The following is a 24,197-nucleotide window of genomic DNA, read 5'->3' as shown; positions in this document are numbered from 1 at the left end:
GTATAGTGTTTAAACACTAAATTGATTAGGATTTTTTTACTAATGGCAACGGGATACAAAAATAATAAATCTTTTACCAAGGGAATTCGCTTTCCACACGAGCTAATAGAAAAAATAGATGAGCAATCCCAAAAAGAGAACACCAACTTTTCAGCTTGGGTTATTTCTGCTTGTCGCGAAAAACTAGCTAAATTAGATAAGAAATAATCTTTTAAATTAATACCACTGATTGGTGGTTTTTGTTTTCCCATTCTCCTTTTTATGGACTGACAAAACCAACATTTAAAATTCAACCCCATGCAATGAGTTTTCCGACGCATACGCGCGCGCGTAGTGATATCAATAAAATCTTCCCTAACGTGTCGGAAAATTGCGCCGTAACGCTTCACAGGGAGATTATTTAAGGTTTGGGTATACATCAGTATTGCTAGATTGTTATATAAACTTGTAGTCATGATTAAGCCTCTTTACCAATTAATCTAGTCATGTAGCTTTGTGATAGCTTGATTAGTTCATCTTTCCTTTGCTCATAACTCCAACCCAAATCAATTAGTGTAATATTAGAACGCTCAAGGTAAGCTATTTGGTTTAGTTGTTCTTCATTGAGGTAATCGCGGATATCACCAGTTATATTATGAGTTTTTCGGAAAGCTTTAGCTGTCATACCTAGTACAATACCGTTAATCATATTAAATTCGTTGGTATAGTTATAAGGTTTTGTCTCTTTGCCAAGTGATAGCCTGTGTAGAGTTAATGCATCACACATAGGACGGCTATAGTTTGCAACTTCATTTCGTGCCTTTAAGCGTTTTAGCTCTTTCTTTTGGATGGCGGGTGCAATGTTCTTAAGGTGTTCTTCACAACGAATAAAGTATTTTCTGATAGCTCGCCCGTGTTCATTGTTTTCAATCATTGCTAATTCTTTAGCGGTTCCAATTGTTAGAATATAATCAATACTTTTACGGTCTCCGCCTCGCTTAGTTGTCCACTGTTCATTATTTATACTTTGATTCCTGAATTCTAATGAATCAAAGATTAAAAAATCATCACCTTTAATTAGGTCATATTCTTTTATTCTTCCCTTTATCCATGTAGAAAAATCATTTCCTACTTTTAAGTAAGAATGTAAAGACTTTGCGCTAACTGTTTGCTGTAATTTACCGTTGAATTGCGTTTCTATTACTGGTACTAAATTATTAAAATCTGTCATAAGTATTACTCCTAACGTGTCGAAAAATTCCCCTTTTAGCTGAATTTAGGCAAGGGGAGACCGTAACGATTTTTTTCGTTTTACTTTAAAATCAATTGGTTATTTCGGTGTTTTTTAGCTAGACACTTAACGCGAGATTGGCTATCATTGGAAGCGTCATTATTCCAGTGTTAGCCCTTTATCATTTCGCGATATAAAGGGCTTTGCTTTATCACCATTAAGCGACCTCTCGACGTTCTACTCTGCGAGATTCAAGCCAAGAGTAAATCTCATCAGCGCGATACCCAACGCGACGCAAGCCGATTCTGATTTTTTGTGGGAATGTTTTGTCTCTCTGTTCCAACGTATAAAGGCTGGTGTCAGATTTGAAGTGAAGTAAATTTTTAACATCTCTTCTGGATAGGATTGTATTTGTCATTTGTTACCTCGTTATAAAAGTGATTAAAACAAGGTAACTGTAGCAATATGATCATGTTATAGGTAGTAGTGTTAATTAATTCAACTAGTAGCCAAATAATTAGCACTAGTAGTTAGATATATTAAGTATTAGATTAAAATCATAGGTTTTAGTTGTTTTGGAGGTAGCTATGCCTGCGGAAATAAACCATTTAACCATTTGTTCCGCCGAAGGCAAGCCTTTATCTTTAAATTCTTTATGATTTTTGATTTTAATTGCTATCGCTTTTAATCCTATATCTAATCCGTCATTTAAATAGTAATTTTTAGTGTTTCTAGCGATTAATATTATCGTTTCTTTTAAATTATGTGGTTTTTGCCCTGATTTTTGAAAGAAAACCTTTAAATCTAAATTGGGATAGTTAATTTTCTCATTTGGAATAGTGCTATCAAAATTTTGTAAATTTTTTAAATCTTTTCCTGTTATTATTAAATTTGATATATGAATTTTCCTTAAAAGTTCACTTTCTTGAGATAAAGAAATAAAGGCTTGGTTTAATTCACTATTAAAATTTGTCGGTACGAAAGATATTTCTGCGTTTTTATCTAAAAATTCGAATTCTAAATACTCTCCAAAACAAGGCAATTCAGTTCTAAAAGCAAAAGTAATTAGTCCTGATATATTCGCTTCTCCTGCGAATATATATTTTGAATCTGAAAATCCGAAATTATATTTGGGTGGATATATTTTAGAAAGATTATAAATTTCATTACATATAGATAAAAAGGTTTTATCGTCATTAGTTACTTCTAATTTATCTCCCGATTTTTCAATTTTTCTATATTTTTTATAAGAATCTTTATCATTAAATTGAATGGCGAAAAGACCATGTACATTATTAACCATTATACTTAGATCTATATACCCTAATTGCCACCAATGGAAAATATCCCATATTTCACAATTAAGTAATTTTGCAGCTCTTTCAAGAGTGCAATATTTTAATTCTGGTAATGCCATACGCCCCTCACGCCCCTAATAGATATTTGCGCCAGTTCGCTAGGGTTGCGAATGTTCGGGGATCAGCCTAGACGCAAATAATACTTTAATATACAGTTAGATATATTGTAGCACTGTGTTTATATACATAAAACTATCTATCATTTATTATTTTTTTATATTGTAATTCTAATTTTTCAAGTACAACAGAATCAAATGGGAATCTATAAGTAATTGAATTATTAACATAAACATAACATTCAATTTCATTTGGTTTCACTCCATGTGTGTATAATTTTATTGCCATATTCTTATACCATTCATTAATTTTATATTTATCAAAATCAATCCACATTAAACTATTTTCACCTGTTAAAAGTTTATTTTTACTGCCTGAAACATTACGTGGATCGATACTAATCATCCATACTTTCTTTTTTCTCCAAAAACGTAAACGCCTTTTCTTTGTTATCATTCCGATACCAAGTTGGTGCTCTATATTAATAGGCATTAAAGAAAGATTAGTTATCTCAATAAATATACATTTTCCTAAATTAGTGCCATCACCTAATATTTTAATTCTCTCACCAAAAAAGCATTTTAATTTTATTCTAGTCTGTCGTGTGCTTAAATAAAGCGATACAATCACAGCTAAAAATGTTGCCAATCCAGTAAACCAATTGCCAATCATTCCCCAAAAAGCAATGTCATTTTGATTCATTCGTTTCAATCCTTCCTCAATTTTTCAACAATCGCCAATTTCATTAACTATTGATTGCTCAATCGATACAATTAACCTTATGTTTGATATATCATGAAAATAGCAATTTATCTTTTTCTTTTCTGTTTTATTCATTTTCTCACTTACTTCAAAGTATTGAAGTGATATTTTTAAATTCAACCCCATGAAAGGAATTTATAAGTTATCTTTATTATGAAGATAACTGTTTTAATTTAACAGAACTGCAAAATTGAGCGCTCTTTTTATGGACTCAAGAAACTATATACTTCAAAAAAGCGCGGTTAGGAATTTAGTTTGAGTGAAGCTTTACGGTACAAAGGTCTCAATAAAAATCAAAGTGGTTTATACATATGGTAATTTATCAGTACCTGGTTTTTTCTGGATATTTTGTTAACCCGCTTTATTTTAAAACCCCATTTTTTGAAAATGGGCATGGCTACTTTTGAAGCATCTACACTTAATTGTGAAAGCTTTTTCTGGTGAGCCAAGTCAAGTATATGGTCATAGAGTTTTCTAGCTATGCCACGTTTTTGAAAGTCAGGATGCACGTAAAAACAGTCTATGTAACCATCGTCTTTGAGTTCAATAAACCCAGCAAGGCGTGAGCCAAAGATAGCCATATAAGGCTGAGTATTATCTAAACGTTTTAACCACATCTGATAATCTGGTGGTGTTGGGCACCATGCTTCTTGCTCTGCTTTGCTATAAATATCGGTATCAATAGCATGAATAGTCGAATGAAATAAATCGCATATTTCAGTTGCATAGGTTGGTGAATATGATTTTACTTCGATTTTAGATACAGAATCCCGTTTAGATTCTGTTGTATAACTTCGACTGTCCATTATCATGGTTCTCCTCATTTTTATGATGTTATTTTACCACCTTATTTGGTGTCTGGAATTATTAAACCATTAAAAAGAAACCTTTATACCTAGAGGGGATGGTACAAAGTTCATAACAAATCATCCTAAAAATCACCCATACTCCTTTATACACACAACCGCGAATTGAAATAATTTTTTTGTTCACTATTACTAAATGGATAACCATAAATATCTATGGTTGAATAACTCAAACCAATGTAATAAACCTGCTAGCTTTTTAGCAGATTACAAATTTAATACTGTATGGTGGAAATCACCATTCAGCTACCTAATGATCAAGCGAAATATTAACATATTGATTATTAACAAGTTAAACATTTGAATTGTCCGTAATATTAATATAAATCATATTGTTATCTGTGTGATCTAAAAGACATATATGTATGTATAGTAATGAATACTTATGAACACTTAAAAAATAAGTATACATAATATAATATATTAATATATATCAAGTTTTTTGTATTTATGTATAGTATGTATAGTTATCTGATAAATTCCAAATTAATGGGGGTAATTAAATAGTCAAAGTATATGTTGTGCGTAACTCAAATCTGAGTTACGACTAACGTACTGATTTGTAAGGTAAAGGGTGACATTTGAAAAAGCACCCCTCAGATATGAGGAGTGGTTATTATGGAGAATTGAAGTGAATAACCCAAATATGGGGCACGGTATGAATAGCGTGATATGGTTAATGATTAACTAGCTTTAAATTGCGGTTACCTGACAATGAGACATTTCCTTTACTGGCTTGCTCGACAAAGTCGCCCCACCAGTCAAGCATAATACGCTTTTGTTGCTCATACTCTGCCTTGTTGTAGGCTCTTCTCACTGCGTTTTTATCAACGTGCGATAATGCGCTTTCAATGACATCATAATTAAAGCCTTGCTCGTTTAAAGCGGTACTAGCTAAAGCTCTTAATCCATGTGCAACTAACTTATCTTTGTATCCCATGCGCTTTATTGCCATATTAGCGGTTTGGCTACTCATTGGTTTGTTATAGGGAGGTCTAGCAGTAGGGAACACAAACTCACTTTTATGATTAATAGTTTTCATTATCTCAAGGATAGCTAATGCCTGTGATGATAAAGGTATATTGTGTGGTCTATCCATCTTCATGCGTTCGGCAGGAATACTCCATAATTTTCTATCAAAATTTATTTCGTCCCACTTAGCCCCTACGGCTTCACTTGGTCGCGTTAAAGTTAGCAATTGCCATTCAATAACGCATCGAGTTTGTAGTTCAATATTTGCCATAGCCAGTGCTTGCATAAATTCGGGTAATTCAGTAGGGGGGATAGTTGGCTGATTTTTAACTTTTGGGCTATTAAAAACATCGGTAATTCTAGCGAGAGGGTTATTATCGATAATTCCCATATTGACAGCATAATACATTATTTCATTAATTCGCCGACAAACTCGCTTAACTGTTTCGTATTTATTGTTGTTATTTAATGGCTGTAGTGCATTAATTGCTTTAATAGCTGTTACTTGGTTAATGGGAATGTCTTTTATATATGGGAAAACATGATTCTCTAATGAGCGCCAAGCTTTTCTTAAGGTTTGTTCTTCTAATCCTTGTTCGGTTTTGAATTTAAACCATTTTTGAGCCATAGCATAAAAAGTATTATTGCTAGCTTCTTGTTGTAGTTGCTCTTGTTCTGCCTTATGTTCTTGAGGATCTATACCTTGTTTAATTAATTCGCGCGCTTCGTCCCGTTGTTTTCGTGCTTGTTGTAGCGAAACTTCTGGATAACTGCCAAAACTTATTAATGCCCCTTTTTTGCTATACGGGCGCGTATACTTAAAACGCCAAATCTTAGAGTTATTCGCTTTGATTAAAAGATACATACCGCCACCATCAAATAAAGAATAATCCTTATCTCTTGGTTTGGCTGCTTTTATTTGTGTGTCGGTTAATGGTAGAGTTTTTCTTGCCATAATGATTTTAGGTATACGGGTTTTAGGTATATTGTGTTCGTATACCTAAGCATATACCTAAAAATTCTGGCTGTAAATGTATCTTACTGGTGCTTAATGAATAACAAAATAGGCTTTAAGCCTTGTATTTGTTGGTTTTGATGTGTTTTAAAGGATTTAAAAGAATGTTAATGAATATTGAATTGGTGCCGTGGGCGGGACTTGAACCCGCATGCCCTTAGAGCACTACCCCCTCAAGATAGCGTGTCTACCAATTTCACCACCACGGCGCCGTTTTTATTCTGGAATATCGGATGTAGGATTAATCTTTTGTGGTTGAATAACAGGATCAGTAGTTGGAATTACGTCTCCATTACCGCTAGTGCTTTCGGTATTTTGTTGCGTAGTCGCAGGAGCACTATCTCCAATATTTTTAAACTCATCACTTGAAGTTGTGGTTTTTGCGCTGCCAAGATTTGATAAAATAATGCTTAACACAAAAAATAACACACCAAGTATTGTTGTTGTGCGAGTTAGAAAATTGCCGCTTCCTGATGAACCAAATAAAGTTGCAGAAGCGCCTGCACCAAAAGATGAGCCCATGTCAGCACCTTTACCGCGCTGAATTAGCACTAAAACGATTATCGCAAGTGCGATAAATAAATAACCTATAATTAAAAGTTCGTACATTTCAACCTGTCAATTTTTATGTTATAGAACAGAATTTATTGATGCGAAATATTAGCGAAAGAGTGAGCAACAAGCAAGTATATTTTATTATTTTCTGTATTTATCATAATCAATTGTACGTTTTTAGGGGAAAAATCAGTATAATGTCGCCATTTTTATTCTTGGCTAATGCAGTTGTATGAAATTTATAGTTAAACTTTTCCCTGAAATTACCATCAAAAGCGAGTCTGTTCGTTTACGTTTTATTAAAATTCTTACTAGCAATATTCGTAATATTTTAAAAAATGCTATTAATGATGTTGCAGTTATTCGTCATTGGGATTTTATTGAAGTTCGCCCTAAAATTGAAAATAGCGAAAATCAAATTTTAGAACTATTAACAAGAATTCCTGGTATCCATCATATTTTAGTGGTTGAAGAACTTACTTTTACCGATTTACATGATATTTATGAAAAAGCGTTTAATCACTATGCGCCTTTAATTGAGAATAAAACATTTTGTGTAAGAGTTAAACGACGTGGTAAGCACGAATTTACCTCAATTGAGGTAGAGCGTTATGTCGGTGGTGGTCTTAATCAGCATGTTGCGACCTCTAAAGTCAAATTAACTCGTCCAGATATTACGGTTAATCTTGAGATTGATAAAGATAAACTTCTACTAGTTAAAGAACGGCATGCCGGAATAGGTGGTTTCCCAACCGGAACACAAGAAGATGTCATTTCTCTTATTTCTGGTGGATTTGATTCTGGTGTTTCTAGCTATATGCTGATCAGACGAGGCTGTCGAGTCCATTATTGCTTTTTCAATTTAGGTGGCAAAACCCATGAAATTGGCGTGAAACAGATGGCTCATTATTTGTGGGATAGATTTGGAAGTTCTCATAAAGTTCGTTTTATTGCCATTGACTTTTCAGATGTTGTTGGCGAGATTTTGGAAAAAATTGATGATGGCCAGATGGGGGTTATCTTAAAACGAATGATGATTCGCGCAGCCTCTAAAGTTGCACAGCGTTATAATGTTGAAGCTCTGGTTACAGGCGAAGCGTTAGGTCAAGTATCAAGTCAAACCTTAACTAATTTGCGTTTAATCGATAATGTCAGTGATACATTAATTTTACGCCCACTTATCACCCATGACAAAGAAACGATAATTAATCTAGCTCGTCAGATAGGCACTGAAGATATTGCTAAGACTATGCCTGAATTTTGTGGTGTCATATCGAAAAGTCCAACGGTAAAAGCAGTTAAAGAAAAAATAGAAGCTGAAGAGGAAAATTTTGATTTTGCTATTTTAGATAAGGCTGTTGAAGAAGCTGAAAATATTGATATTCGTGAAATAGCTAAACAAACTAATAATACTATTACTCAGGTTGATACTGTTACCACATTAGAAGATAATCACGTTATCATTGATATTCGAGCGCCTGAAGAGCAAGAGGAGTATCCACTTGCAATCGAAAATGTTGAAGTTAAGCTTATACCATTTTATAAATTGGCAACTCAATTTGGTGATTTAGATCAATCAAAGCAATATTTACTGTATTGTGCTAAAGGCGTGATGAGTAAACTACAAGCACTTTATTTAATGGAGCAAGGTTTTAACAATGTTAAAGTATTTAAACTGTAATTCTTAACAATTATTTACGATATTTTTTTCATATATCTATATAATATTTTTTAAAATACAAAGCCTAGTTGTCGTCTATTTAATAGATATAAAATTAAGGATTTCATTACTTATTGAGGATTATAATGAGCAAATTACTTGTAGTTGATGATGATCTAGAAATTGCGTCGTTATTATGTGAATTATTAGAATTGGAAGGGTTCACAGTCGAAGTTGCAAATAATGGTATTGAAGCGTTAGAAAAGTTTGATGATTCCATCGATCTGGTTTTACTTGATATTATGATGCCAGAAATGAATGGATTAAGTGTCTTGTCTTCACTAAGAAGTGAATTCACCGTTCCTGTTATTTTCTTAACAGCTAAAGATAGCGAACTCGATAAAATCAATGGTCTTGAACTTGGCGCTGATGATTATATTCTTAAACCTTTCAATGATCGAGAATTAATTGCTCGAATTAACGCTTTATTGCGTAGGGCTAAATGGGATACTGCCGGTAATGAAAGTAGTGAAAAACCATTACAATATATTATTGATAAACTTGTGGTAAATACCAAACAACAATCTGTTTATTTTGATGATAAATACATCGAATTAACTGGCACAGAATTTCAAGTATTACTTAAATTACTTGAAAATAAAGGGATGACTATTTCAAGAGATACTCTTAGTGAGACGGTGTTGGGGAAAGAATTTATCCCATTAGCACGTTCAATTGACGTTCATGTCTCTAATTTACGGAAAAAACTTCCACCTCGAAGTGATGGCTTACCATGGATTAAAACATTGCGTTCAAAAGGATATCTATTTGTTGTAGATCAAAATGATGATTTGTTGCAAAATTAGCTTTTTTAAATATGGTAAGAATCTATGTGGATTTTTGATCGTCTAACAATTAGAATTTTCACAATATTCTTACTTACTATCGCTTTTTTCCTTGCGCTTGTAATGGTATTGCCCGAACTCGACTCACGTAATTTAACTTATTTAGCCAATAAAGATAAAGAAAGTGGTGAAGTTCTTGCAAGTCAGATAGAAAAAGATCTCACTAAAATACCGAAAGATAGTTTTCGCTGGTGGATGAGATTTATTGTGGTAATGGATAATTATCAAAAAACTGGTCAAGTCCTATTTATTGTTACACCTAATCAGCAAATTATTACTGCAGATACTAAAAATATTGATTTAGTAAAAAGTTTTAGTGAAAAATCGCATGATGTTGATGATCCGGCGAAAAAAATTTATGATAATCAAGAGATTATTGGTCCTTTCCTTATTCACTATGCTAATGATGAATATCAACTGTTTTTATTACAGCCCGCATCAGATATTCAATCTCAATTTGTTAATTTGATTTTTGATCATCCTTTCTTACTTTTAACATTAACCATGTTAGCCAGTTCTCCATTTTTGTTGTGGTTGTCTTGGAGTATAGCTAAACCAGCACGAGGACTTCGATTGGCAGCAGAACAGGTCGCAAATGGTAATTTACAACAGTGGCCTGAGCTTGAAAAAGTTGGTTCTTATGAATATAAAGCCACAGGTGCAAGTTTTAACCATATGCTTAGAGAATTGAAACGGATGCAAGATCTACAGCAACGGCTGTTTTCTGATATTTCCCATGAATTACGTACTCCATTAACTCGATTGCAATTAGCAACTTCGTTATTGCGCCGTAAGCAAGGTGAAAGCAATGAAGTTTTGCGGATAAATAATGAAGCTTTAAAGCTTGATTCGATGATAGGTGACTTATTATCCTTAGCAAGGAATCAGCATGATAATAATGAAGTTCGTGAATTTAAATCATTAGATGTATTATTTAAAAATGTATTGGATAATGCGACTTTTGAAGCCAATCAGATAGCAAAACAATTTTCTATTCAAAATTCTCCTTCTAATCATACAATTTTGTGCTATCCAGAAGCGTTATGTAGTGCGCTTGAAAATGTGATAAGAAATGCATTTCGTTATTCAAATCAAAGAATTGATGTGAATTTTATTATCCAACAACAAGCTGTGACTATTACTATTGATGATGATGGTCCAGGTGTTGCCGATAATGAGCTTGAGCAAATTTTTAGACCATTTTATCGTACTAATGAAGCTCGAGACCGAGAGTCGGGTGGTACAGGGTTAGGCTTAGCAATTGTAGCGAATGCTATTACTCGAGATAACGGCACAGTTAAAGCTGAGAAAAGTCACTTAGGCGGGCTGAAAATTGTGATAGTATTACCACTTCAAAAATATTAATTGTTAAGAGAAATTATTGTGTTGAATGCGCCTTTAAATATTGTGTTGTTTGAACCTGAAATTCCGGCTAATACGGGTAATATTATTCGTTTATGTGCTAATACTGGTTTTAATTTACATATTATCGAACCAATGGGATTTTTTTGGGACGATAAAAAACTAAGGCGAGCAGGACTTGATTATCAGGAATTTGTCGATGTAAAACGTTATAAAAATCTTGAACATTTTTTGGCTGATAACCACCTTGATTTAGCTTCTCAAGTTTATGCCTTAACCACAAAAGGTCAAAAACCACATAGTGAAGTAAATTATCATCAAAATGATTTCTTGATGTTTGGTCCAGAAACGCGAGGCCTACCTGCCAAAGTCCTTGATGCATTACCGCAAGATAGGAAAATTCGTATTCCAATGACTGCCAATAGTCGCAGTATGAATTTATCTAATTCTGTTGCTGTAGTAGTTTATGAATCATGGCGACAATTAGATTATATTGGTGCTAAATAAACTAAAATTCTTAATTTAGATATTGTTAGTTTATTGCTGTTCGCTGGTTTGATTGAGTGCTGGATTGGTAATTGTCGAAAAGCTGAGCCTAATTATTGAAATAAAAACCCCTTTCCTCAAAATAAATATTAACTTTTTTATTTAGTAAATAAAAAAGAGGTCAATATGACCTCTTTTTTAAAAATAGCATTTATATCTCGTTGATATTATTTAACCCGTGAAACATATTCACCAGAACGAGTATCAACTTTAAGTACTTCACCAATTTGTACAAATAATGGAACACGTACTACAGCACCAGTTGATAGTGTCGCTGGTTTACCACCAGTCCCTGCTGTATCACCTTTTAGGCCTGGGTCGGTTTCAATAACCTCTAGTTCAACAAAGTTTGGTGGCGTTACCGCAATTGGTTGACCATTCCATAAAGTTAAAATACATTCAGCTTGATCAACTAACCATTTAGCATTGTCACCTACAGCTTTAGCATCAGCAGAAAGTTGCTCAAATGTATCGTTATTCATGAAATGCCAGAATTCACCATCAGTATATAAATAGGTTAAATTCATATCAACAACATCAGCGGCTTCAACGGATTCACCTGATTTGAATGTTTTATCAACAGTCTTACCTGAAAGTAATTTTTTTATTTTTACGCGGTTAATTGCTTGTCCTTTTCCGGGTTTATAAAATTCATTTTCAACAATTACACACGGTTCGCCATCTTGCATTATTTTAAGACCGGCTTTAAACTCATTAGTACTAAAAGATGCCATAAAAGCTCCAACTATCATTCTGAATTACAAAAATGAGCCACATTATACAGCAAAATATTGAACAACCAAATAAAGATGAGTGGATTTTTGAACTTGCTAATGTCGTTACCGATATCAAAGAGCTTTATCGTTGTTTGAATTTAGATCCTGAGGCGATTTCTCTGCCTATGTTGCAAGCGAGAAAGCAATTCCCGCTTCGGGTTCCTATGGCTTTTATAAATCGGATGAAAAAAGGTGATAGTCAAGATCCATTGTTGTTACAAGTTCTTTGTGATGAAAAAGAATTAATTAATGTAGCGGGTTTTAGTGAAGATCCTTTAGAAGAGCAGAATAATACCATTCCAGGGTTACTACATAAATATCATAATCGTGCATTATTAATGACTAAAACTGCATGTGCGATTAATTGTCGGTATTGTTTTAGACGACATTTTCCTTATCACGATAATCAAGGAACTAAAAAAAATCTTGGGGCTGCATTGGCATATATTGCAAGCCATCCAGAACTGGATGAAATTATCCTTTCTGGTGGTGATCCTTTAATGGCTAAAGATCACGAAATGGCTTTTTTAATAACCGAATTAGAGAAAATACCTCATATCAAGCGGTTACGTATTCATAGCCGTTTAGCTGTGGTGATACCTAATCGTATTACTAGCGAACTGTGTCGGTTATTTGCTAAAACCAGGTTACAAATTGTATTAGTTACTCATATTAATCATCCAAATGAAATTGATGATAATGTTACTAATGCCATCAAGCGTTTAAAGGAACATCAGGTAACGGTTTTGAATCAAAGTGTGTTATTGAAAAAAGTTAATGATGATGCTGATGTATTAGCTTGTTTAAGTAATAAATTATTTTCAATAGGCATTTTGCCTTATTACATCCATTTATTGGATAAAGTGCAAGGGGCTGCTCATTTTTTAGTGGATGATGATAATGCTAAGCAAATTATGAGACAACTTGCGAAAAATGTATCGGGTTATCTTGTGCCAAAATTAGCTCGTGAAATCGGTGGTGAAAAAAGTAAGCGGGTCATAGCGATTAATGATTAATAAAGGAGATATATTCATTTAATACAGTCCTTACAATTTATGTATCAAAATCTCATTGACGAAAAATAAAATAGCCTCTATAATTCGGGCCTCTTTAATTAATGCTGTGGAGTTTATACTCTACAACTTGTTGATAAATTAGATTTGGATATAAATCGTCATGAAACGCACATTTCAACCATCAGTATTAAAACGTAATAGAACTCACGGTTTCCGTGCACGTATGGCTACTAAAAACGGTCGTCAAGTTCTTGCTCGTCGTCGCGCTAAAGGCCGTGTTCGTTTAACCGTTGCTAGCTAATTTAAAGTTGAGTGACTAAACTCACTTTTCCTCGGGAGTTACGTTTGTTAACTCCCTTCGATTTTAATCGCGTCTTTCAAGAATCTATTCGTGCAGGTTCGCCTTTTCTTACTTTAGTTACACGGAAAAATGATCTAGCTCATTCTAGATTAGGTTTTGCTATAGCTAAAAAACAGGTTAAACGAGCACACGAGCGTAATCGAATTAAACGATTAGCTAAAGAATATTTTCGTCACCGTCAACATCAGTTTCCTAATATCGATTTTATTTTGATGGCTAAACAGCCTGTTATACAATTGAATAATCAACAATTAGTTGAGACATTAGACAAACTATGTCAACAAATCATCAAAAAACAAAGAAACTGAATAAATTAATATTGATATTTAAACAGCATGTTTATGCGTTTAAATATTTGATTATTAATATTTTTGTTTTTACCATTAAAATATACCAGCGTATTATTAGTCCTTTATTAGGACCTAAATGTCGCTTTACTCCTTCTTGTTCTCAATATGCTGTAATTGCATTAAGACGCTTTGGATTAATAAAAGGTAGTTGGCTAACTGTCAAACGTGTATTAAAATGTCACCCTTTACATGAAGGAGGTGAAGATTTTGTACCTCCTAAAACTAAAACCGATAGAGAAAAACACTAATGGGATCTCAACGTAATATTTTAGTCATTGCTTTACTTTTCGTCTCTTTCCTGCTTTGGAAAGCATGGGAAGAAGATCATGCACCAAAACCGCCAGTTGCTAATCAATTGACGCAACAAATAGGTGAAGATTCACCTGCGGATTTTACACAAGGTAAAACAATCACGATAAAATCTGATGTATTGTCATTAACGGTTAATACCTATGGTGGCGATGTACAAGCTGCACAATTGTTAAAATATGAGCAGTCTCTTCATTCTGGTACGCCTTTCCAATTATTAACATCTAAACCTGACTTTATTTATATTGCTGAAAGTGGCTTAACAGGTAAAGATGGTCCAGATAATGCAATTCAAGGAAGTAAACGTCCAGTATATCAAACTGCTCAATCTGAATATGTTTTAGCTGATGGTGTAGATGAGTTGAAAGTTCCATTAACGTATCAAGTTAATGGAGTGACTTATACTAAATATTATATTTTACATCGTGGCAATTATGCTATTGATGTTCAATATGATATTGATAACCAAAGCCAAAATCCTATAGAAGTATCGATGTATGGTCAGTTAAAACAAACTATTGATTTACCAGATGATGCTGTTACCGAAGGTGGTGGCGGATTAGGATTAAGTGCGTTCCGTGGTACCGCTTATTCCAGTTCTGATACTAATTATAGTAAATATAGCTTTGGTGATATCAAAGATAAGGCTTTATCTGTGGAAACTAATGTTGGTTGGGTTGCTATGTTGCAACACTATTTCGCTTCAGCGTGGATCCCTGCGCAGGATCAAAACAACCTATTTTATTCACGTGCTACGGCTAAAAATTCCCAAGCTACGATTGGTTTTAAAGGTGAAACCGCCGTTATTCAACCAGGTAAAACTCAATCAGTAAGTGCAAAATTATGGTTAGGTCCTGAAATCCAAAGTCAGTTAAAAGAAACCGCTAATCATCTTGATTTAATTGTTGATTATGGTTGGTTATGGTTCTTATCTCAACCACTGTTTTATTTATTAAAATTTATTCAGAGCTTTATAGGCAATTGGGGCTTTTCAATTATTGTTATCACCTTTATTGTGCGTGGTATTTTATTCCCACTAACACGAGCACAATATCGTTCAATGGCTAAAATGAAGTTATTACAACCTCGTATACAAGCACTAAAAGAACGTTATGGTGATGATAGACAAAAACTGAGTATGGAAACAATGGCACTTTATCGACAAGAGAAAGTTAATCCTCTTCGCGGTTGTTTACCTTTGTTGATTCAAATGCCGATCTTCTTATCACTGTTTTATATGTTAGGTAATACAGTAGAATTGCGTCATGCTCCATTTGCTCTTTGGATTTATGACTTATCAGCGCAAGACCCATATTATATTTTACCGTTATTAATGGGTGGTACCATGTTCTTAATTCAGAAGATGTCACCATCACCGGTTACTGATCCATTACAGCAAAAATTAATGACTTATATGCCATTAATCTTTACGGTGTTCTTCTTATGGTTCCCATCAGGTTTAGTTTTATACTATACTGTAAGTAACTTGTTTACGATTGCTCAGCAACGTATAATTTACTGGGAACTTGAGAAAAAAGGTCTTCATGAGAAGAAAAAGAAATAGCTTGATAAAAAGGAGGAGTAATATCCTCCTTTTTAATATTTATTTTTTGGTGTTGGTGTTATGGATATACAAAAACAATATAATTTGATCGGTAACGAAAAAGGCTACTGGTTTGTGAGTAAAAATGGTCGTCTATGGTTACCTAATGGCGAAGTTCCCAACGGTATCGCCAGCGAATTAGGATTTACCAATAAACTCGCTCAGTCTATTGGTGAATGGAATGGACAAACAGCGTGGTTAATTTGTCAAGAAATGAGTAGTTCCATGGGCTCGATTAGACCTTTACTTAATAGTGCTGATCAGTCTTTGTTTAATATGGCTGGTAGAGCGGTACAATTGTCTGAGTTTTATCGGTCTCATAAATATTGTGGCTACTGTGGCCATGAGATGTATATCAGTCAAACCGAATGGTGTTGTCTATGTGATCATTGTCATCAACGTTATTATCCACAAATTTCACCATCCATTATTGTCGCTATTCGCAATAAAAATAAAATTTTATTGGCAAAACATGTAAGGCATAATCAAGATAATTTATATACTGTATTAGCGGGTTTTACTGAAATTGGTGAAACCATGGAAACGACAGTGGCTAGAGAAGTTTATGAAGAAACAAAAATAAAAATTAAAAATATTCGTTATGTCGGTTCGCAACCTTGGCCATTTCCTAATTCTATGATGATGGCTTATTTAGCAGATTATGACAGTGGTGAGATTACTATCGATAAAAATGAGTTAGTAGAAGCTGATTGGTACCATTATTCTCAATTACCAAAAATACCTGAATATGGCACGATAGCAAGGCGTTTAATTGAGGATACAATTATACTTTGTCGTGAATATGATGAGTTTGGTGAAAACTGATCATATTCACTTTATTTAATAAGTTATAGATACTCGATGGTTCTGGTTAAATTAATTTTGCTGGAACCATTTCCGGTTGTTTCACAAACAGCTTTGGTCCAGTCATTATTTTGGTTATATTCAGAGTAATTACAAGTTTCAGTTGATTCCAATTCTTGTTCATTTTTATCATTAATGATGACTTCACCTTTGGCAGATAATTTAAAGGTTCGAGTAATCGTTTTTTCTAATTGCTTGTTTGCATTATAAATAACATCTTTTTCTCTTACTAAAACGGGTAATTGTTTTTTATCATCCATTTTTACATAAGCGTTATATAATACTTGTTCAACCAGATCATTTTCATAAATAATCTTACTGGTAAAATTAATATTATTATCAGCGAAGTTAGATAAAGTGGTTTCAACTAAACGGCCTTGTTCATCAAATTCACTAATAGCAACAATTTCATCATTACTATTTTTCATACCAATAATATTTTTAGATTCATCGAAGGTAATGTCATAACTGTTTCTGGTATCTTTCATACCATAAATGTATTTAGCTGTATCATAATTTATTTCGCCATATAATCCTTCCAAGTCGTAATCTTTAACATAACCTTTATCGTTATAATTAATAGATTTTTTATCCGAACTTTGAATAGTTTGCTGTTTAATGAGTTTCTTATTAGGTAACAACTCTGGTTCGGTATGAAATAGATAACTATTAGTTACTTGGGTTGGTAACTGTGATTTATTGTCATTACTAGATTTGATTGTATTGTCTTCATTGTTATTTGTTGTACCTGTAGTTTTATCAGTTGTATCATTTTGGGTATTAGTATTAACTTCGTTATTTTGATTAGTCGTTGGAGTTTCATCAGATGATGATTGGCTGTTTTTTTTATTATCACATCCAGTTAATAAGAAAATACTTAATAAAAATAGATAGATATAATTTTTCATAATATTGGCTTCTTAATGTTATTGGTTAAAATTTTATTTATATCTAATAGCGATATTAATATTTCGATTCATCGGTTTATTCTAGCTATGGGCAGAATAATTCTGTTATCGCGTCGTTACTTGATCATTACATCAAACTAATCTTTACTATCAGCGATTAATTTGTGACTTTTAGTGTCAGAATAAGTAACTTAATATATTTTATCCATAAATTACGATTTTGTAATTGATTTAATTTAATGTTTATAAAAAAAATTAAAACATTAATGATGTTATTTATTATGAAAATTTTTGATTGAGCTAATTTTGGTTATTTTTTTATCTAAAGAGATTCGATTTTGCTTTAAAAAGTTGTGCTTATTTTTCCGTGGTTAATCATATCAATTCACTATAATTAGCAAATTGATATGATAAATATAATGTAGCTATCACTGGTTATTGAGCCATTGAGCTACTTGCTTAGCAAAATAAGTTAACACGCCATCGGCGCCTGCTCGTTTGAAACAGAGTAGAGATTCCATGATAGTAGACTTTTCATCTAACCAACCGTTTTCGATTGCAGCCATTAACATTGCATATTCTCCTGATACTTGATAGGCAAATGTAGGTACTGCAAAAGTTTCTTTTACTCGACGAACGATATCTAGATAGGGCAATCCAGGTTTAACCATGACCATATCTGCGCCTTCACTTAAATCTTGATAAATTTCTTGTAAGGCTTCATTGCTATTGGCTGGATCAAGTTGATAGGTCTTTTTGTTACCACCTTTGATATTATTGGCTGAACCAACTGCATCACGGAAAGGTCCATAAAAGCTAGATGCATATTTTGCCGAGTAAGCCATTATTTGGCTATTAACAAAATTATGTGATTCTAGCTCTTTACGTATTGCGCCAATTCGTCCATCCATCATATCACTTGGTGCAATAATATCTGCCCCAGCATCAGCTTGTATTAATGCTTGTTTTTTTAAAGCTTCGACAGATATATCATTGAGAACATAACCGTTGTCATCAATAATACCATCTTGACCGTGTGTTGTATAAGGATCGAGAGCGACATCGGTTAAAATTCCAAGTTCTGGTATTTCTTTTTTTAATGCTCGAATTGATCTAGGAACTAAACCTTTATCGTTATAAGCTTCTTCGGCCAATAGTGATTTAAGTGAAGAATCAATAGCCGGAAACAATGAGAGTACTGGTATACCTAGTTTAGCAACTTGTTCAGCTTCTTTCACTAATATATCAATACTCATTCGTTTTACATTTGGCATTGATGGTACGGATTGACTGATATTGTTGCCTTCAACAATAAATACTGGATAAATTAGATCATTAACCGTCAAATGATTTTCTGCTACCAGACGACGACTAAAATCTTGTGCACGGTTTCGACGTAAACGTTTTTGTGGATATTGACCAGTAAAGAAAGACGACATAAAACACCTATATATCCTTAATTAAACTATTTTATTATCTGATTGAAAAAGTAGATTAGCAAATTAATTTATCATATAGTAATTATACGATATTTTACTTTACAACCCATACCAAATAGGAGTAAAATTGCGCACTAATTTTAGTCCTTTGTGATATTAAACAAATTTGAGGTGAGAGGCACATGCCAGTAATTAAAGTACGTGAAAATGAACCTTTCGATGTAGCATTACGTCGTTTTAAACGTTCTTGCGAAAAAGCAGGAGTATTAGCTGAAGTTCGTAATCGTGAATTTTACGAAAAACCAACAACTATTCGTAAACGCGCAAAAGCAGCTGCTGTTAAACGCCATGCTAAGAAATTAGAAAGAGAAAACGCTCGTCGCACTCGTCTATATTAATTTTTATACTGAAAATTTAAATTGTTTTTAAAAAACAATTCATTTATATTCTAGATATAAACAATTTTAACAAGCCGTATTATTATTACGGCTTGTTGTCTTTTTATAATGCCATAATTGGTTGAATTTTATCATGAAAGGTCTTATTCCTCGCGATTTTATTTTAGATTTGCTTGCCCGCACAAGTATTCTTGATGTGATAGGTAAGCGCGTTAAAATGAAAAAAAAGGGAAATAATTATTTTGGTTGTTGTCCTTTTCATGATGAAAAAACCGCTTCTTTTTCATTAAATGAAAAAAAACAAATTTACTACTGTTTTGGATGTGGTGCATCAGGTTCTGCTGTAAATTTTTTAATGCAGTATGAACGACTAACATTTCCTGAAGCCATTGAAGAAATTGCTAGTATGCAAGGTATTCGAGTTCCTTACACAGAAAGTAATACTAATCAAGCAGATCAATCAAAGCAAATTGAATCGCGTAATTTGCGTCGTGATCTCTACTCCCTGATGGCAAAAATCACCGATTTCTACCAACAGCAATTAGCATTATCGACTTCAAAAGATGCCCATATGTATCTTGAACAACGTGGTTTAAATCAAGAGATTATAACTAGATATAAAATAGGTTATGCGCCTAATGAATGGCGTTTAACTTCACAAAATGTGGTAAAAACTAAAGCTGAAACAAAATTATATAATCAAGCTGGCATGTTAGTTACCAATGATAGTGGTAATCAATATGATCGTTTCCGTGGTCGTATAATGTTTCCAATTCGCGATAGGCAAGGTAATGTCATTGCTTTTGGAGGTAGAACGATTGTTAATGATTCAGCCAAATATATTAATTCACCAGAAACGCCAATTTTTCATAAAGGTTTCCAATTATATGGTCTTTATGAAGCTCAAGAGGTTAATCGAAATCCAGAACAACTGATTGTGGTTGAAGGATATATGGATGTCGTATCACTTGCTCAATACGGAGTTGATTATGCGGTTGCTGCATTAGGTACATCAACCTCTGAAGAACATATCAAATTATTATTTAGAGCAACTGATTCTGTCATATTTTGTTATGATGGTGATAATGCAGGGCGAAGCGCAGCTTGGCGAGCACTTAATGTATTACTACCTTGTTTGATTGATGGTAAAGAAATTACTTTTGCTTTTTTACCACAAGATGAAGATCCTGACAGTTTTGTGCGTAAAGTTGGTAAAGACGGTTTTGAAGATTATGTAAAAAATTCTCCTAATTTATCTGAATTTTTATTTGATGAATTATTAAAACAAGTTGACCTAAAAACTGCTGAAGGTAAAGCTAAATTGAGTTCGCTTGCCATACCTTTACTTGAGCAAGTTAAAGCAAAAGCATTCAGACTTAATTTACTTCAGAAATTAGGTCGTTACTTAGGTCTACTTGATATATCACAAATAGAACAACTTATTGCCGCTAATCAAAATAAAAGTGAAAATAAACCTATTGAGGCCGTGTCTGCACCGCAGATGAAATTAACGACCATGCGGATTTTGATTGGTTTATTACTGCAATATCCGAATATGGCTAAAATGGTTGCAGATATTAATGTTATGCGACAAGTTAATTTAGCAGGCATAGATATATTTATTGAGCTACTTGAATTATGTCAACAATACCCAAATATAACTACAGCACAGATATTAACAGAGTGTACTAGTCGACCATTTTATAAACAGTTAAGTCGTTTGGCTACATGGGAGTACCATTACCAAGATGATGAAATAGAGTCAATTTTTTCTCATACTTTAAAAGAGTTATATGATAATATACTCGCCCAAAGGCAAGATGAACTGATCGCAAAAGAGAGAGTCTCCGGATTAAGTACCGCAGAGAAAAAAGAATTAGCGACATTAATACTTGTTTTATCAAAAAAAGACTAAATATACAGGGTATATGTAGAAAATTATTTCTTATTCTGCATATATAATATACATGACCGAATAACTAAATGTGGATACCTTTATGGAGCAAAATTCTCAATCACAGTTAAAACTCCTGATCATCCGAGGAAAGGAGCTAGGATACCTGACCTATGCTGATGTCAATGATCACTTGCCTGAAGAAATCATTGATTCAGATCAGATTGAAGATATTATCCAAATGATCAATGATATGGGCATTCAAGTACTTGAAGAAGCCCCAGATTCAGATGAATTATTACTTTCAGATAATGTTCCGGATGAAGAGGCCGTTGAAGCAGCTACAGCACTAGTTTTATCTAATGTAGAATCAGAAATAGGCAGAACGACAGATCCTGTCCGTATGTATATGCGTGAAATGGGTGCAGTTGAACTATTAACTCGTGAAGGTGAAATTGATATCGCTAAACGTATTGAAGATGGTATTAATCAAGTTCAAACCTCAGTATCTGAATACCCAGAAGCGATTACTTATCTTTTAGAACAATACAATTTAGTGGAAAGTGGTGAGGTTCGTTTATCTGATCTTATTACTGGTTTTGTTGATCCTAATGCTGAAGAAGCATCTGAAGATCTTCCAGAAGAGTTGGAAGAGAGTGAAGCTGAAATCGATATCGATGATAACGATGACGAAAGTGAAGAAGATGGCGATTCCTCAGCTGATGATGATGTTTCAATTGATCCTGAAGTGGCAAGAGCGAAATTTTCTGAACTTAAAGAACAGCATGATAAAACCTCAGCAGCAATAAAAAAATATGGCCGTGCTCATAAAAAAGCACAACAAGAAATTGAAAATTTATCTGAAGTTTTCAAACAATTCAGATTAGTAGGTAAACAATTTGATATTCTTGTTAATAATATGAGAAGCATGATGGATCGCGTAAGAGCACATGAACGTGTAATTATGAAGATCTGTGTTGAACAGTGTAAAATGCCGAAAAAACAATTTATGACGTATTTTAGTGGCAATGAAAATAACATGAATTGGTATAAAAAAGCCGTCACAGGTAAAGGCGCTTTTGCTGCTAATTTAATGGAATTTGAAGCGCCAATTGAGGCTGAAATTATCTGTTTACAACAGATAGAAACAGAAACGAATCTTTCTATTGAGCAAATTAAAGACATTAATAGACGAATGTCTATCGGTGAAGCAAAAGCCCGACGAGCTAAGAAAGAGATGGTAGAAGCCAATTTACGTTTGGTAATTTCAATAGCGAAAAAATATACTAACCGAGGTTTACAGTTCTTAGATCTTATTCAAGAAGGTAACATTGGCTTGATGAAGGCTGTTGACAAGTTTGAATATCGCCGAGGATATAAATTCTCTACATATGCGACTTGGTGGATTCGACAAGCGATTACACGTTCAATTGCTGACCAAGCAAGAACAATACGTATACCTGTACATATGATTGAAACAATCAATAAGCTAAATCGAATTTCACGTCAGATGTTACAAGAAATTGGTCGTGAACCAACGCCAGAAGAGTTATCTGAACGCATGCAAATGCCTGAAGAGAAAATTCGTAAAGTATTGAAAATTGCTAAAGAGCCTATTTCAATGGAAACACCAGTTGGTGATGATGAAGATTCACATTTAGGTGATTTTATTGAAGATACAGCACTTGAACAACCATTAGAAGCCGCTACATCTGAAAGTCTGCGTAGTGCAACACGTGATATTTTATCTGGCTTAACACCACGTGAAGCTAAAGTGTTACGCATGCGATTCGGTATTGATATGAATACCGACCACACTCTTGAAGAGGTTGGTAAACAATTTGATGTAACACGTGAACGTATTCGTCAGATTGAGGCGAAAGCATTACGTAAATTACGTCACCCAAGCCGATCTGATGTACTACGAAGCTTCCTAGAGTAAAAGTATAACTTTAGATATATCGCCACTTTTGTGGCGATTTTTTTAACTAATCAAACTAATATCATGAATATAATTCAACGTTTTAAAATTGACTCATTCTTGCTGATTTTGATTTGTGTTGTGATGACGGCAAGTATTTTCCCATGTGAAGGACAAGCAAAGGTTATTTTTGAAACTCTCACAACTTTTGCTATTGGTCTATTATTTTTTATGCATGGAGCAAAATTGTCATTTGATGCAATAGTTATTGGTATAAAAAATTGGCGATTGCATTTATTGATATTTGTTATTACTTTCGTGGTGTTCCCTATTCTAGGGATGATGATGCAACTACTTGTACCAACTTTTTTATCGGAAGATCTTTATCTAGGCTTTGTTTACCTTTGTGTTTTACCGGCTACGGTTCAATCTGCAATTGCTTTTACATCAATAGCAAAAGGTAATGTGGCTGCAGCAATTTGTAGCGCATCGGCATCGACATTATTAGGTGTATTTATTACTCCTGTCTTAGTCGGTCTATTAATGCATACTCAAGCCGCTGCTTCAATGAATATTTTAGATGCCATTGAATCTATTATGCTTAAACTGATGTTACCTTTTGTAGTTGGTCATTTATCCAGACGTTTTATTGGGAAATGGGTGGATAAATATAAAAGTGTTATTTCAAAAACTGACCGTATATCAATATTATTAGTTGTTTATGTTGCTTTTAGTGATGCGGTAGTTAATGGTATTTGGGCAAAAGTTAGTTTTTTATCTCTTTTAGAAATTATTTTTTATTCGATAATTTTGTTAACCATCGTGTTATTAATTACTACTTATAGCTCGCGATTGTTGGGTTTTAGCAAAGAAGATGAAATCACAATTGTATTTTGTGGTTCTAAAAAAAGCCTTGCAAGTGGTATTCCTATGGCTAGTGTGATTTTCCCTATGTCTATAACTGGAATAATGATTTTGCCGTTAATGATTTTTCATCAAGTTCAATTAATGATCTGTGCTGTTCTAGCCTCCCATTATGCGAAACGAAAAATGTAAAAATTGTTTTGCTCATTGCGGTATTCTCAAGGAT

25 protein-coding genes and 1 tRNA gene are annotated in these 24,197 nt (G+C 33.6%); 15 read left to right on the top strand and 11 right to left on the bottom strand.

Annotation, left to right across the window (positions count from 1 at the left end; genetic code table 11):
* Positions 1–42 precede the first annotated feature (42 nt).
* Positions 43–207, top strand: coding sequence for a YlcI/YnfO family protein (locus tag H3U97_RS11595; RefSeq protein ID WP_198198443.1), 165 nt, complete (start codon positions 43–45; stop codon positions 205–207).
* A 250-nt stretch (positions 208–457) separates the two neighbouring features.
* On the opposite strand, the gene H3U97_RS05280 is transcribed toward H3U97_RS11595, so the two are convergent.
* The 8 genes from H3U97_RS05280 to secG form a co-directional block, all read right to left on the bottom strand.
* Positions 458–1,210, bottom strand: coding sequence for an antA/AntB antirepressor family protein (locus H3U97_RS05280; protein ID WP_198198442.1), 753 nt, complete (start codon positions 1,208–1,210; stop codon positions 458–460).
* 217 nt (positions 1,211–1,427) lie between these two features.
* A complete protein-coding gene (locus tag H3U97_RS11590; RefSeq protein WP_198198441.1) occupies positions 1,428–1,628 on the bottom strand; it encodes an AlpA family phage regulatory protein in 201 nt (66 codons plus the stop codon).
* Positions 1,629–1,733: 105 nt separating this feature from the next.
* Positions 1,734–2,627 carry a hypothetical protein gene (locus H3U97_RS05270; protein WP_198198440.1) on the bottom strand — a complete coding sequence of 298 codons (894 nt, stop codon included), beginning with the start codon at positions 2,625–2,627 and terminating at the stop codon, positions 1,734–1,736.
* A gap of 133 nt (positions 2,628–2,760) precedes the next feature.
* A complete protein-coding gene (locus H3U97_RS05265) occupies positions 2,761–3,327 on the bottom strand; it encodes a hypothetical protein (protein WP_198198439.1) in 567 nt (188 codons plus the stop codon).
* A gap of 353 nt (positions 3,328–3,680) precedes the next feature.
* Positions 3,681–4,193, bottom strand: coding sequence for a GNAT family N-acetyltransferase (locus H3U97_RS05260; protein WP_086361640.1), 513 nt, complete (start codon positions 4,191–4,193; stop codon positions 3,681–3,683).
* Between the two features lie 736 nt (positions 4,194–4,929).
* The gene (locus H3U97_RS05255) at positions 4,930–6,180 is read right to left on the bottom strand and encodes an integrase domain-containing protein (RefSeq protein ID WP_198198438.1); all 1,251 of its coding nucleotides are present in this window, start codon (positions 6,178–6,180) and stop codon (positions 4,930–4,932) included.
* Between the two features lie 183 nt (positions 6,181–6,363).
* Positions 6,364–6,449 (bottom strand) — tRNA-Leu (locus H3U97_RS05250).
* A gap of 7 nt (positions 6,450–6,456) precedes the next feature.
* Positions 6,457–6,849 carry a preprotein translocase subunit SecG gene (gene secG, locus H3U97_RS05245; protein ID WP_034901097.1) on the bottom strand — a complete coding sequence of 131 codons (393 nt, stop codon included), beginning with the start codon at positions 6,847–6,849 and terminating at the stop codon, positions 6,457–6,459.
* Positions 6,850–7,027: 178 nt separating this feature from the next.
* Here secG and thiI point away from each other — a divergent pair, with 178 nt between their 5' ends.
* The 4 genes from thiI (at position 7,028) to trmL (ending at position 11,229) form a co-directional block, all read left to right on the top strand.
* Positions 7,028–8,476: a tRNA uracil 4-sulfurtransferase ThiI gene (gene thiI / locus H3U97_RS05240; RefSeq protein ID WP_086353904.1), complete on the top strand. Its 1,449-nt coding sequence runs from the start codon at positions 7,028–7,030 to the stop codon at positions 8,474–8,476.
* Positions 8,477–8,601: 125 nt separating this feature from the next.
* Positions 8,602–9,321, top strand: a complete 720-nt coding sequence (locus tag H3U97_RS05235; RefSeq protein WP_034901102.1) for a response regulator — start codon at positions 8,602–8,604, stop codon at positions 9,319–9,321.
* A 30-nt stretch (positions 9,322–9,351) separates the two neighbouring features.
* The gene (gene cpxA, locus H3U97_RS05230; protein WP_198198499.1) at positions 9,352–10,725 is read left to right on the top strand and encodes an envelope stress sensor histidine kinase CpxA; all 1,374 of its coding nucleotides are present in this window, start codon (positions 9,352–9,354) and stop codon (positions 10,723–10,725) included.
* A gap of 21 nt (positions 10,726–10,746) precedes the next feature.
* A complete protein-coding gene (trmL, locus tag H3U97_RS05225; RefSeq protein ID WP_086320975.1) occupies positions 10,747–11,229 on the top strand; it encodes a tRNA (uridine(34)/cytosine(34)/5-carboxymethylaminomethyluridine(34)-2'-O)-methyltransferase TrmL in 483 nt (160 codons plus the stop codon).
* A gap of 206 nt (positions 11,230–11,435) precedes the next feature.
* On the opposite strand, the gene efp is transcribed toward trmL, so the two are convergent.
* A complete protein-coding gene (gene efp / locus H3U97_RS05220; RefSeq protein ID WP_034901106.1) occupies positions 11,436–12,002 on the bottom strand; it encodes an elongation factor P in 567 nt (188 codons plus the stop codon).
* Between the two features lie 32 nt (positions 12,003–12,034).
* Here efp and epmB point away from each other — a divergent pair, with 32 nt between their 5' ends.
* From epmB to nudC, 6 genes are all read left to right on the top strand, one after another.
* Positions 12,035–13,060, top strand: coding sequence for an EF-P beta-lysylation protein EpmB (gene epmB, locus H3U97_RS05215; protein ID WP_198198437.1), 1,026 nt, complete (start codon positions 12,035–12,037; stop codon positions 13,058–13,060).
* 160 nt (positions 13,061–13,220) lie between these two features.
* The gene (rpmH, locus tag H3U97_RS05210) at positions 13,221–13,361 is read left to right on the top strand and encodes a 50S ribosomal protein L34 (protein WP_025314679.1); all 141 of its coding nucleotides are present in this window, start codon (positions 13,221–13,223) and stop codon (positions 13,359–13,361) included.
* Between the two features lie 11 nt (positions 13,362–13,372).
* Complete coding sequence (gene rnpA, locus H3U97_RS05205; RefSeq protein ID WP_081298824.1) at positions 13,373–13,729, top strand: ribonuclease P protein component; 357 nt, start codon at positions 13,373–13,375, stop codon at positions 13,727–13,729.
* The gene (gene yidD / locus H3U97_RS05200) at positions 13,696–14,019 is read left to right on the top strand and encodes a membrane protein insertion efficiency factor YidD (protein ID WP_081298823.1); all 324 of its coding nucleotides are present in this window, start codon (positions 13,696–13,698) and stop codon (positions 14,017–14,019) included. Before rnpA ends, yidD begins: the two co-directional genes overlap by 34 nt.
* Positions 14,019–15,644 (top strand): membrane protein insertase YidC, encoded by a 1,626-nt coding sequence (gene yidC / locus H3U97_RS05195; RefSeq protein ID WP_198198436.1) that lies wholly within the window; start codon positions 14,019–14,021, stop codon positions 15,642–15,644. Before yidD ends, yidC begins: the two co-directional genes overlap by 1 nt.
* A 60-nt stretch (positions 15,645–15,704) precedes the next feature.
* Positions 15,705–16,508 (top strand): NAD(+) diphosphatase, encoded by an 804-nt coding sequence (nudC, locus tag H3U97_RS05190; RefSeq protein ID WP_065578153.1) that lies wholly within the window; start codon positions 15,705–15,707, stop codon positions 16,506–16,508.
* A 23-nt stretch (positions 16,509–16,531) separates the two neighbouring features.
* Here the strand turns inward: nudC and H3U97_RS05185 are convergent, their stop codons facing one another.
* Positions 16,532–17,455: a hypothetical protein gene (locus H3U97_RS05185; RefSeq protein WP_198198435.1), complete on the bottom strand. Its 924-nt coding sequence runs from the start codon at positions 17,453–17,455 to the stop codon at positions 16,532–16,534.
* A 428-nt stretch (positions 17,456–17,883) separates the two neighbouring features.
* Positions 17,884–18,894: a porphobilinogen synthase gene (gene hemB, locus H3U97_RS05180; protein ID WP_198198434.1), complete on the bottom strand. Its 1,011-nt coding sequence runs from the start codon at positions 18,892–18,894 to the stop codon at positions 17,884–17,886.
* Between the two features lie 182 nt (positions 18,895–19,076).
* Here hemB and rpsU point away from each other — a divergent pair, with 182 nt between their 5' ends.
* The 4 genes from rpsU (at position 19,077) to H3U97_RS05160 (ending at position 24,163) form a co-directional block, all read left to right on the top strand.
* Positions 19,077–19,292, top strand: a complete 216-nt coding sequence (gene rpsU / locus H3U97_RS05175; RefSeq protein WP_034882800.1) for a 30S ribosomal protein S21 — start codon at positions 19,077–19,079, stop codon at positions 19,290–19,292.
* Positions 19,293–19,425: 133 nt separating this feature from the next.
* Positions 19,426–21,207, top strand: coding sequence for a DNA primase (dnaG, locus tag H3U97_RS05170; RefSeq protein ID WP_034901120.1), 1,782 nt, complete (start codon positions 19,426–19,428; stop codon positions 21,205–21,207).
* An 82-nt stretch (positions 21,208–21,289) separates the two neighbouring features.
* Positions 21,290–23,128: an RNA polymerase sigma factor RpoD gene (gene rpoD, locus H3U97_RS05165; protein ID WP_198198433.1), complete on the top strand. Its 1,839-nt coding sequence runs from the start codon at positions 21,290–21,292 to the stop codon at positions 23,126–23,128.
* Positions 23,129–23,191: 63 nt separating this feature from the next.
* Positions 23,192–24,163 (top strand): bile acid:sodium symporter family protein, encoded by a 972-nt coding sequence (locus H3U97_RS05160; RefSeq protein WP_198198432.1) that lies wholly within the window; start codon positions 23,192–23,194, stop codon positions 24,161–24,163.
* Positions 24,164–24,197: the final 34 nt, after the last annotated feature.

Source organism: Gilliamella sp. W8128 (assembly GCF_016100545.1).
In the GTDB taxonomy this organism is placed as follows: Bacteria; Pseudomonadota; Gammaproteobacteria; order Enterobacterales; family Orbaceae; genus Gilliamella; species Gilliamella apis.
The sequence above is the reverse complement of the archived record's forward strand: the minus strand, read 5'-3'. Positions and strand labels throughout refer to the sequence as shown.

What these genes read in the sequence shown, in the direction of transcription:
- secG (WP_034901097.1), bottom strand. Translation starts at nt 6,849, where the DNA reads ATGTACGAACTTTTAATTATAGGTTATTTATTTATCGCACTTGCGATA.
- rpmH (WP_025314679.1), top strand. Translation starts at nt 13,221, where the DNA reads ATGAAACGCACATTTCAACCATCAGTATTAAAACGTAATAGAACTCAC.
- H3U97_RS05185 (WP_198198435.1), bottom strand. Translation starts at nt 17,455, where the DNA reads ATGAAAAATTATATCTATCTATTTTTATTAAGTATTTTCTTATTAACT.
- H3U97_RS05160 (WP_198198432.1), top strand. Translation starts at nt 23,192, where the DNA reads ATGAATATAATTCAACGTTTTAAAATTGACTCATTCTTGCTGATTTTG.
- rpoD (WP_198198433.1), top strand. Translation starts at nt 21,290, where the DNA reads ATGGAGCAAAATTCTCAATCACAGTTAAAACTCCTGATCATCCGAGGA.
- H3U97_RS11590 (WP_198198441.1), bottom strand. Translation starts at nt 1,628, where the DNA reads ATGACAAATACAATCCTATCCAGAAGAGATGTTAAAAATTTACTTCAC.
- rpsU (WP_034882800.1), top strand. Translation starts at nt 19,077, where the DNA reads ATGCCAGTAATTAAAGTACGTGAAAATGAACCTTTCGATGTAGCATTA.
- yidC (WP_198198436.1), top strand. Translation starts at nt 14,019, where the DNA reads ATGGGATCTCAACGTAATATTTTAGTCATTGCTTTACTTTTCGTCTCT.
- dnaG (WP_034901120.1), top strand. Translation starts at nt 19,426, where the DNA reads ATGAAAGGTCTTATTCCTCGCGATTTTATTTTAGATTTGCTTGCCCGC.
- nudC (WP_065578153.1), top strand. Translation starts at nt 15,705, where the DNA reads ATGGATATACAAAAACAATATAATTTGATCGGTAACGAAAAAGGCTAC.
- epmB (WP_198198437.1), top strand. Translation starts at nt 12,035, where the DNA reads ATGAGCCACATTATACAGCAAAATATTGAACAACCAAATAAAGATGAG.
- thiI (WP_086353904.1), top strand. Translation starts at nt 7,028, where the DNA reads ATGAAATTTATAGTTAAACTTTTCCCTGAAATTACCATCAAAAGCGAG.
- yidD (WP_081298823.1), top strand. Translation starts at nt 13,696, where the DNA reads ATGTCAACAAATCATCAAAAAACAAAGAAACTGAATAAATTAATATTG.
- H3U97_RS11595 (WP_198198443.1), top strand. Translation starts at nt 43, where the DNA reads ATGGCAACGGGATACAAAAATAATAAATCTTTTACCAAGGGAATTCGC.
- H3U97_RS05255 (WP_198198438.1), bottom strand. Translation starts at nt 6,180, where the DNA reads ATGGCAAGAAAAACTCTACCATTAACCGACACACAAATAAAAGCAGCC.
- hemB (WP_198198434.1), bottom strand. Translation starts at nt 18,894, where the DNA reads ATGTCGTCTTTCTTTACTGGTCAATATCCACAAAAACGTTTACGTCGA.
- H3U97_RS05265 (WP_198198439.1), bottom strand. Translation starts at nt 3,327, where the DNA reads ATGAATCAAAATGACATTGCTTTTTGGGGAATGATTGGCAATTGGTTT.
- efp (WP_034901106.1), bottom strand. Translation starts at nt 12,002, where the DNA reads ATGGCATCTTTTAGTACTAATGAGTTTAAAGCCGGTCTTAAAATAATG.
- H3U97_RS05260 (WP_086361640.1), bottom strand. Translation starts at nt 4,193, where the DNA reads ATGGACAGTCGAAGTTATACAACAGAATCTAAACGGGATTCTGTATCT.
- H3U97_RS05280 (WP_198198442.1), bottom strand. Translation starts at nt 1,210, where the DNA reads ATGACAGATTTTAATAATTTAGTACCAGTAATAGAAACGCAATTCAAC.
- H3U97_RS05235 (WP_034901102.1), top strand. Translation starts at nt 8,602, where the DNA reads ATGAGCAAATTACTTGTAGTTGATGATGATCTAGAAATTGCGTCGTTA.
- H3U97_RS05270 (WP_198198440.1), bottom strand. Translation starts at nt 2,627, where the DNA reads ATGGCATTACCAGAATTAAAATATTGCACTCTTGAAAGAGCTGCAAAA.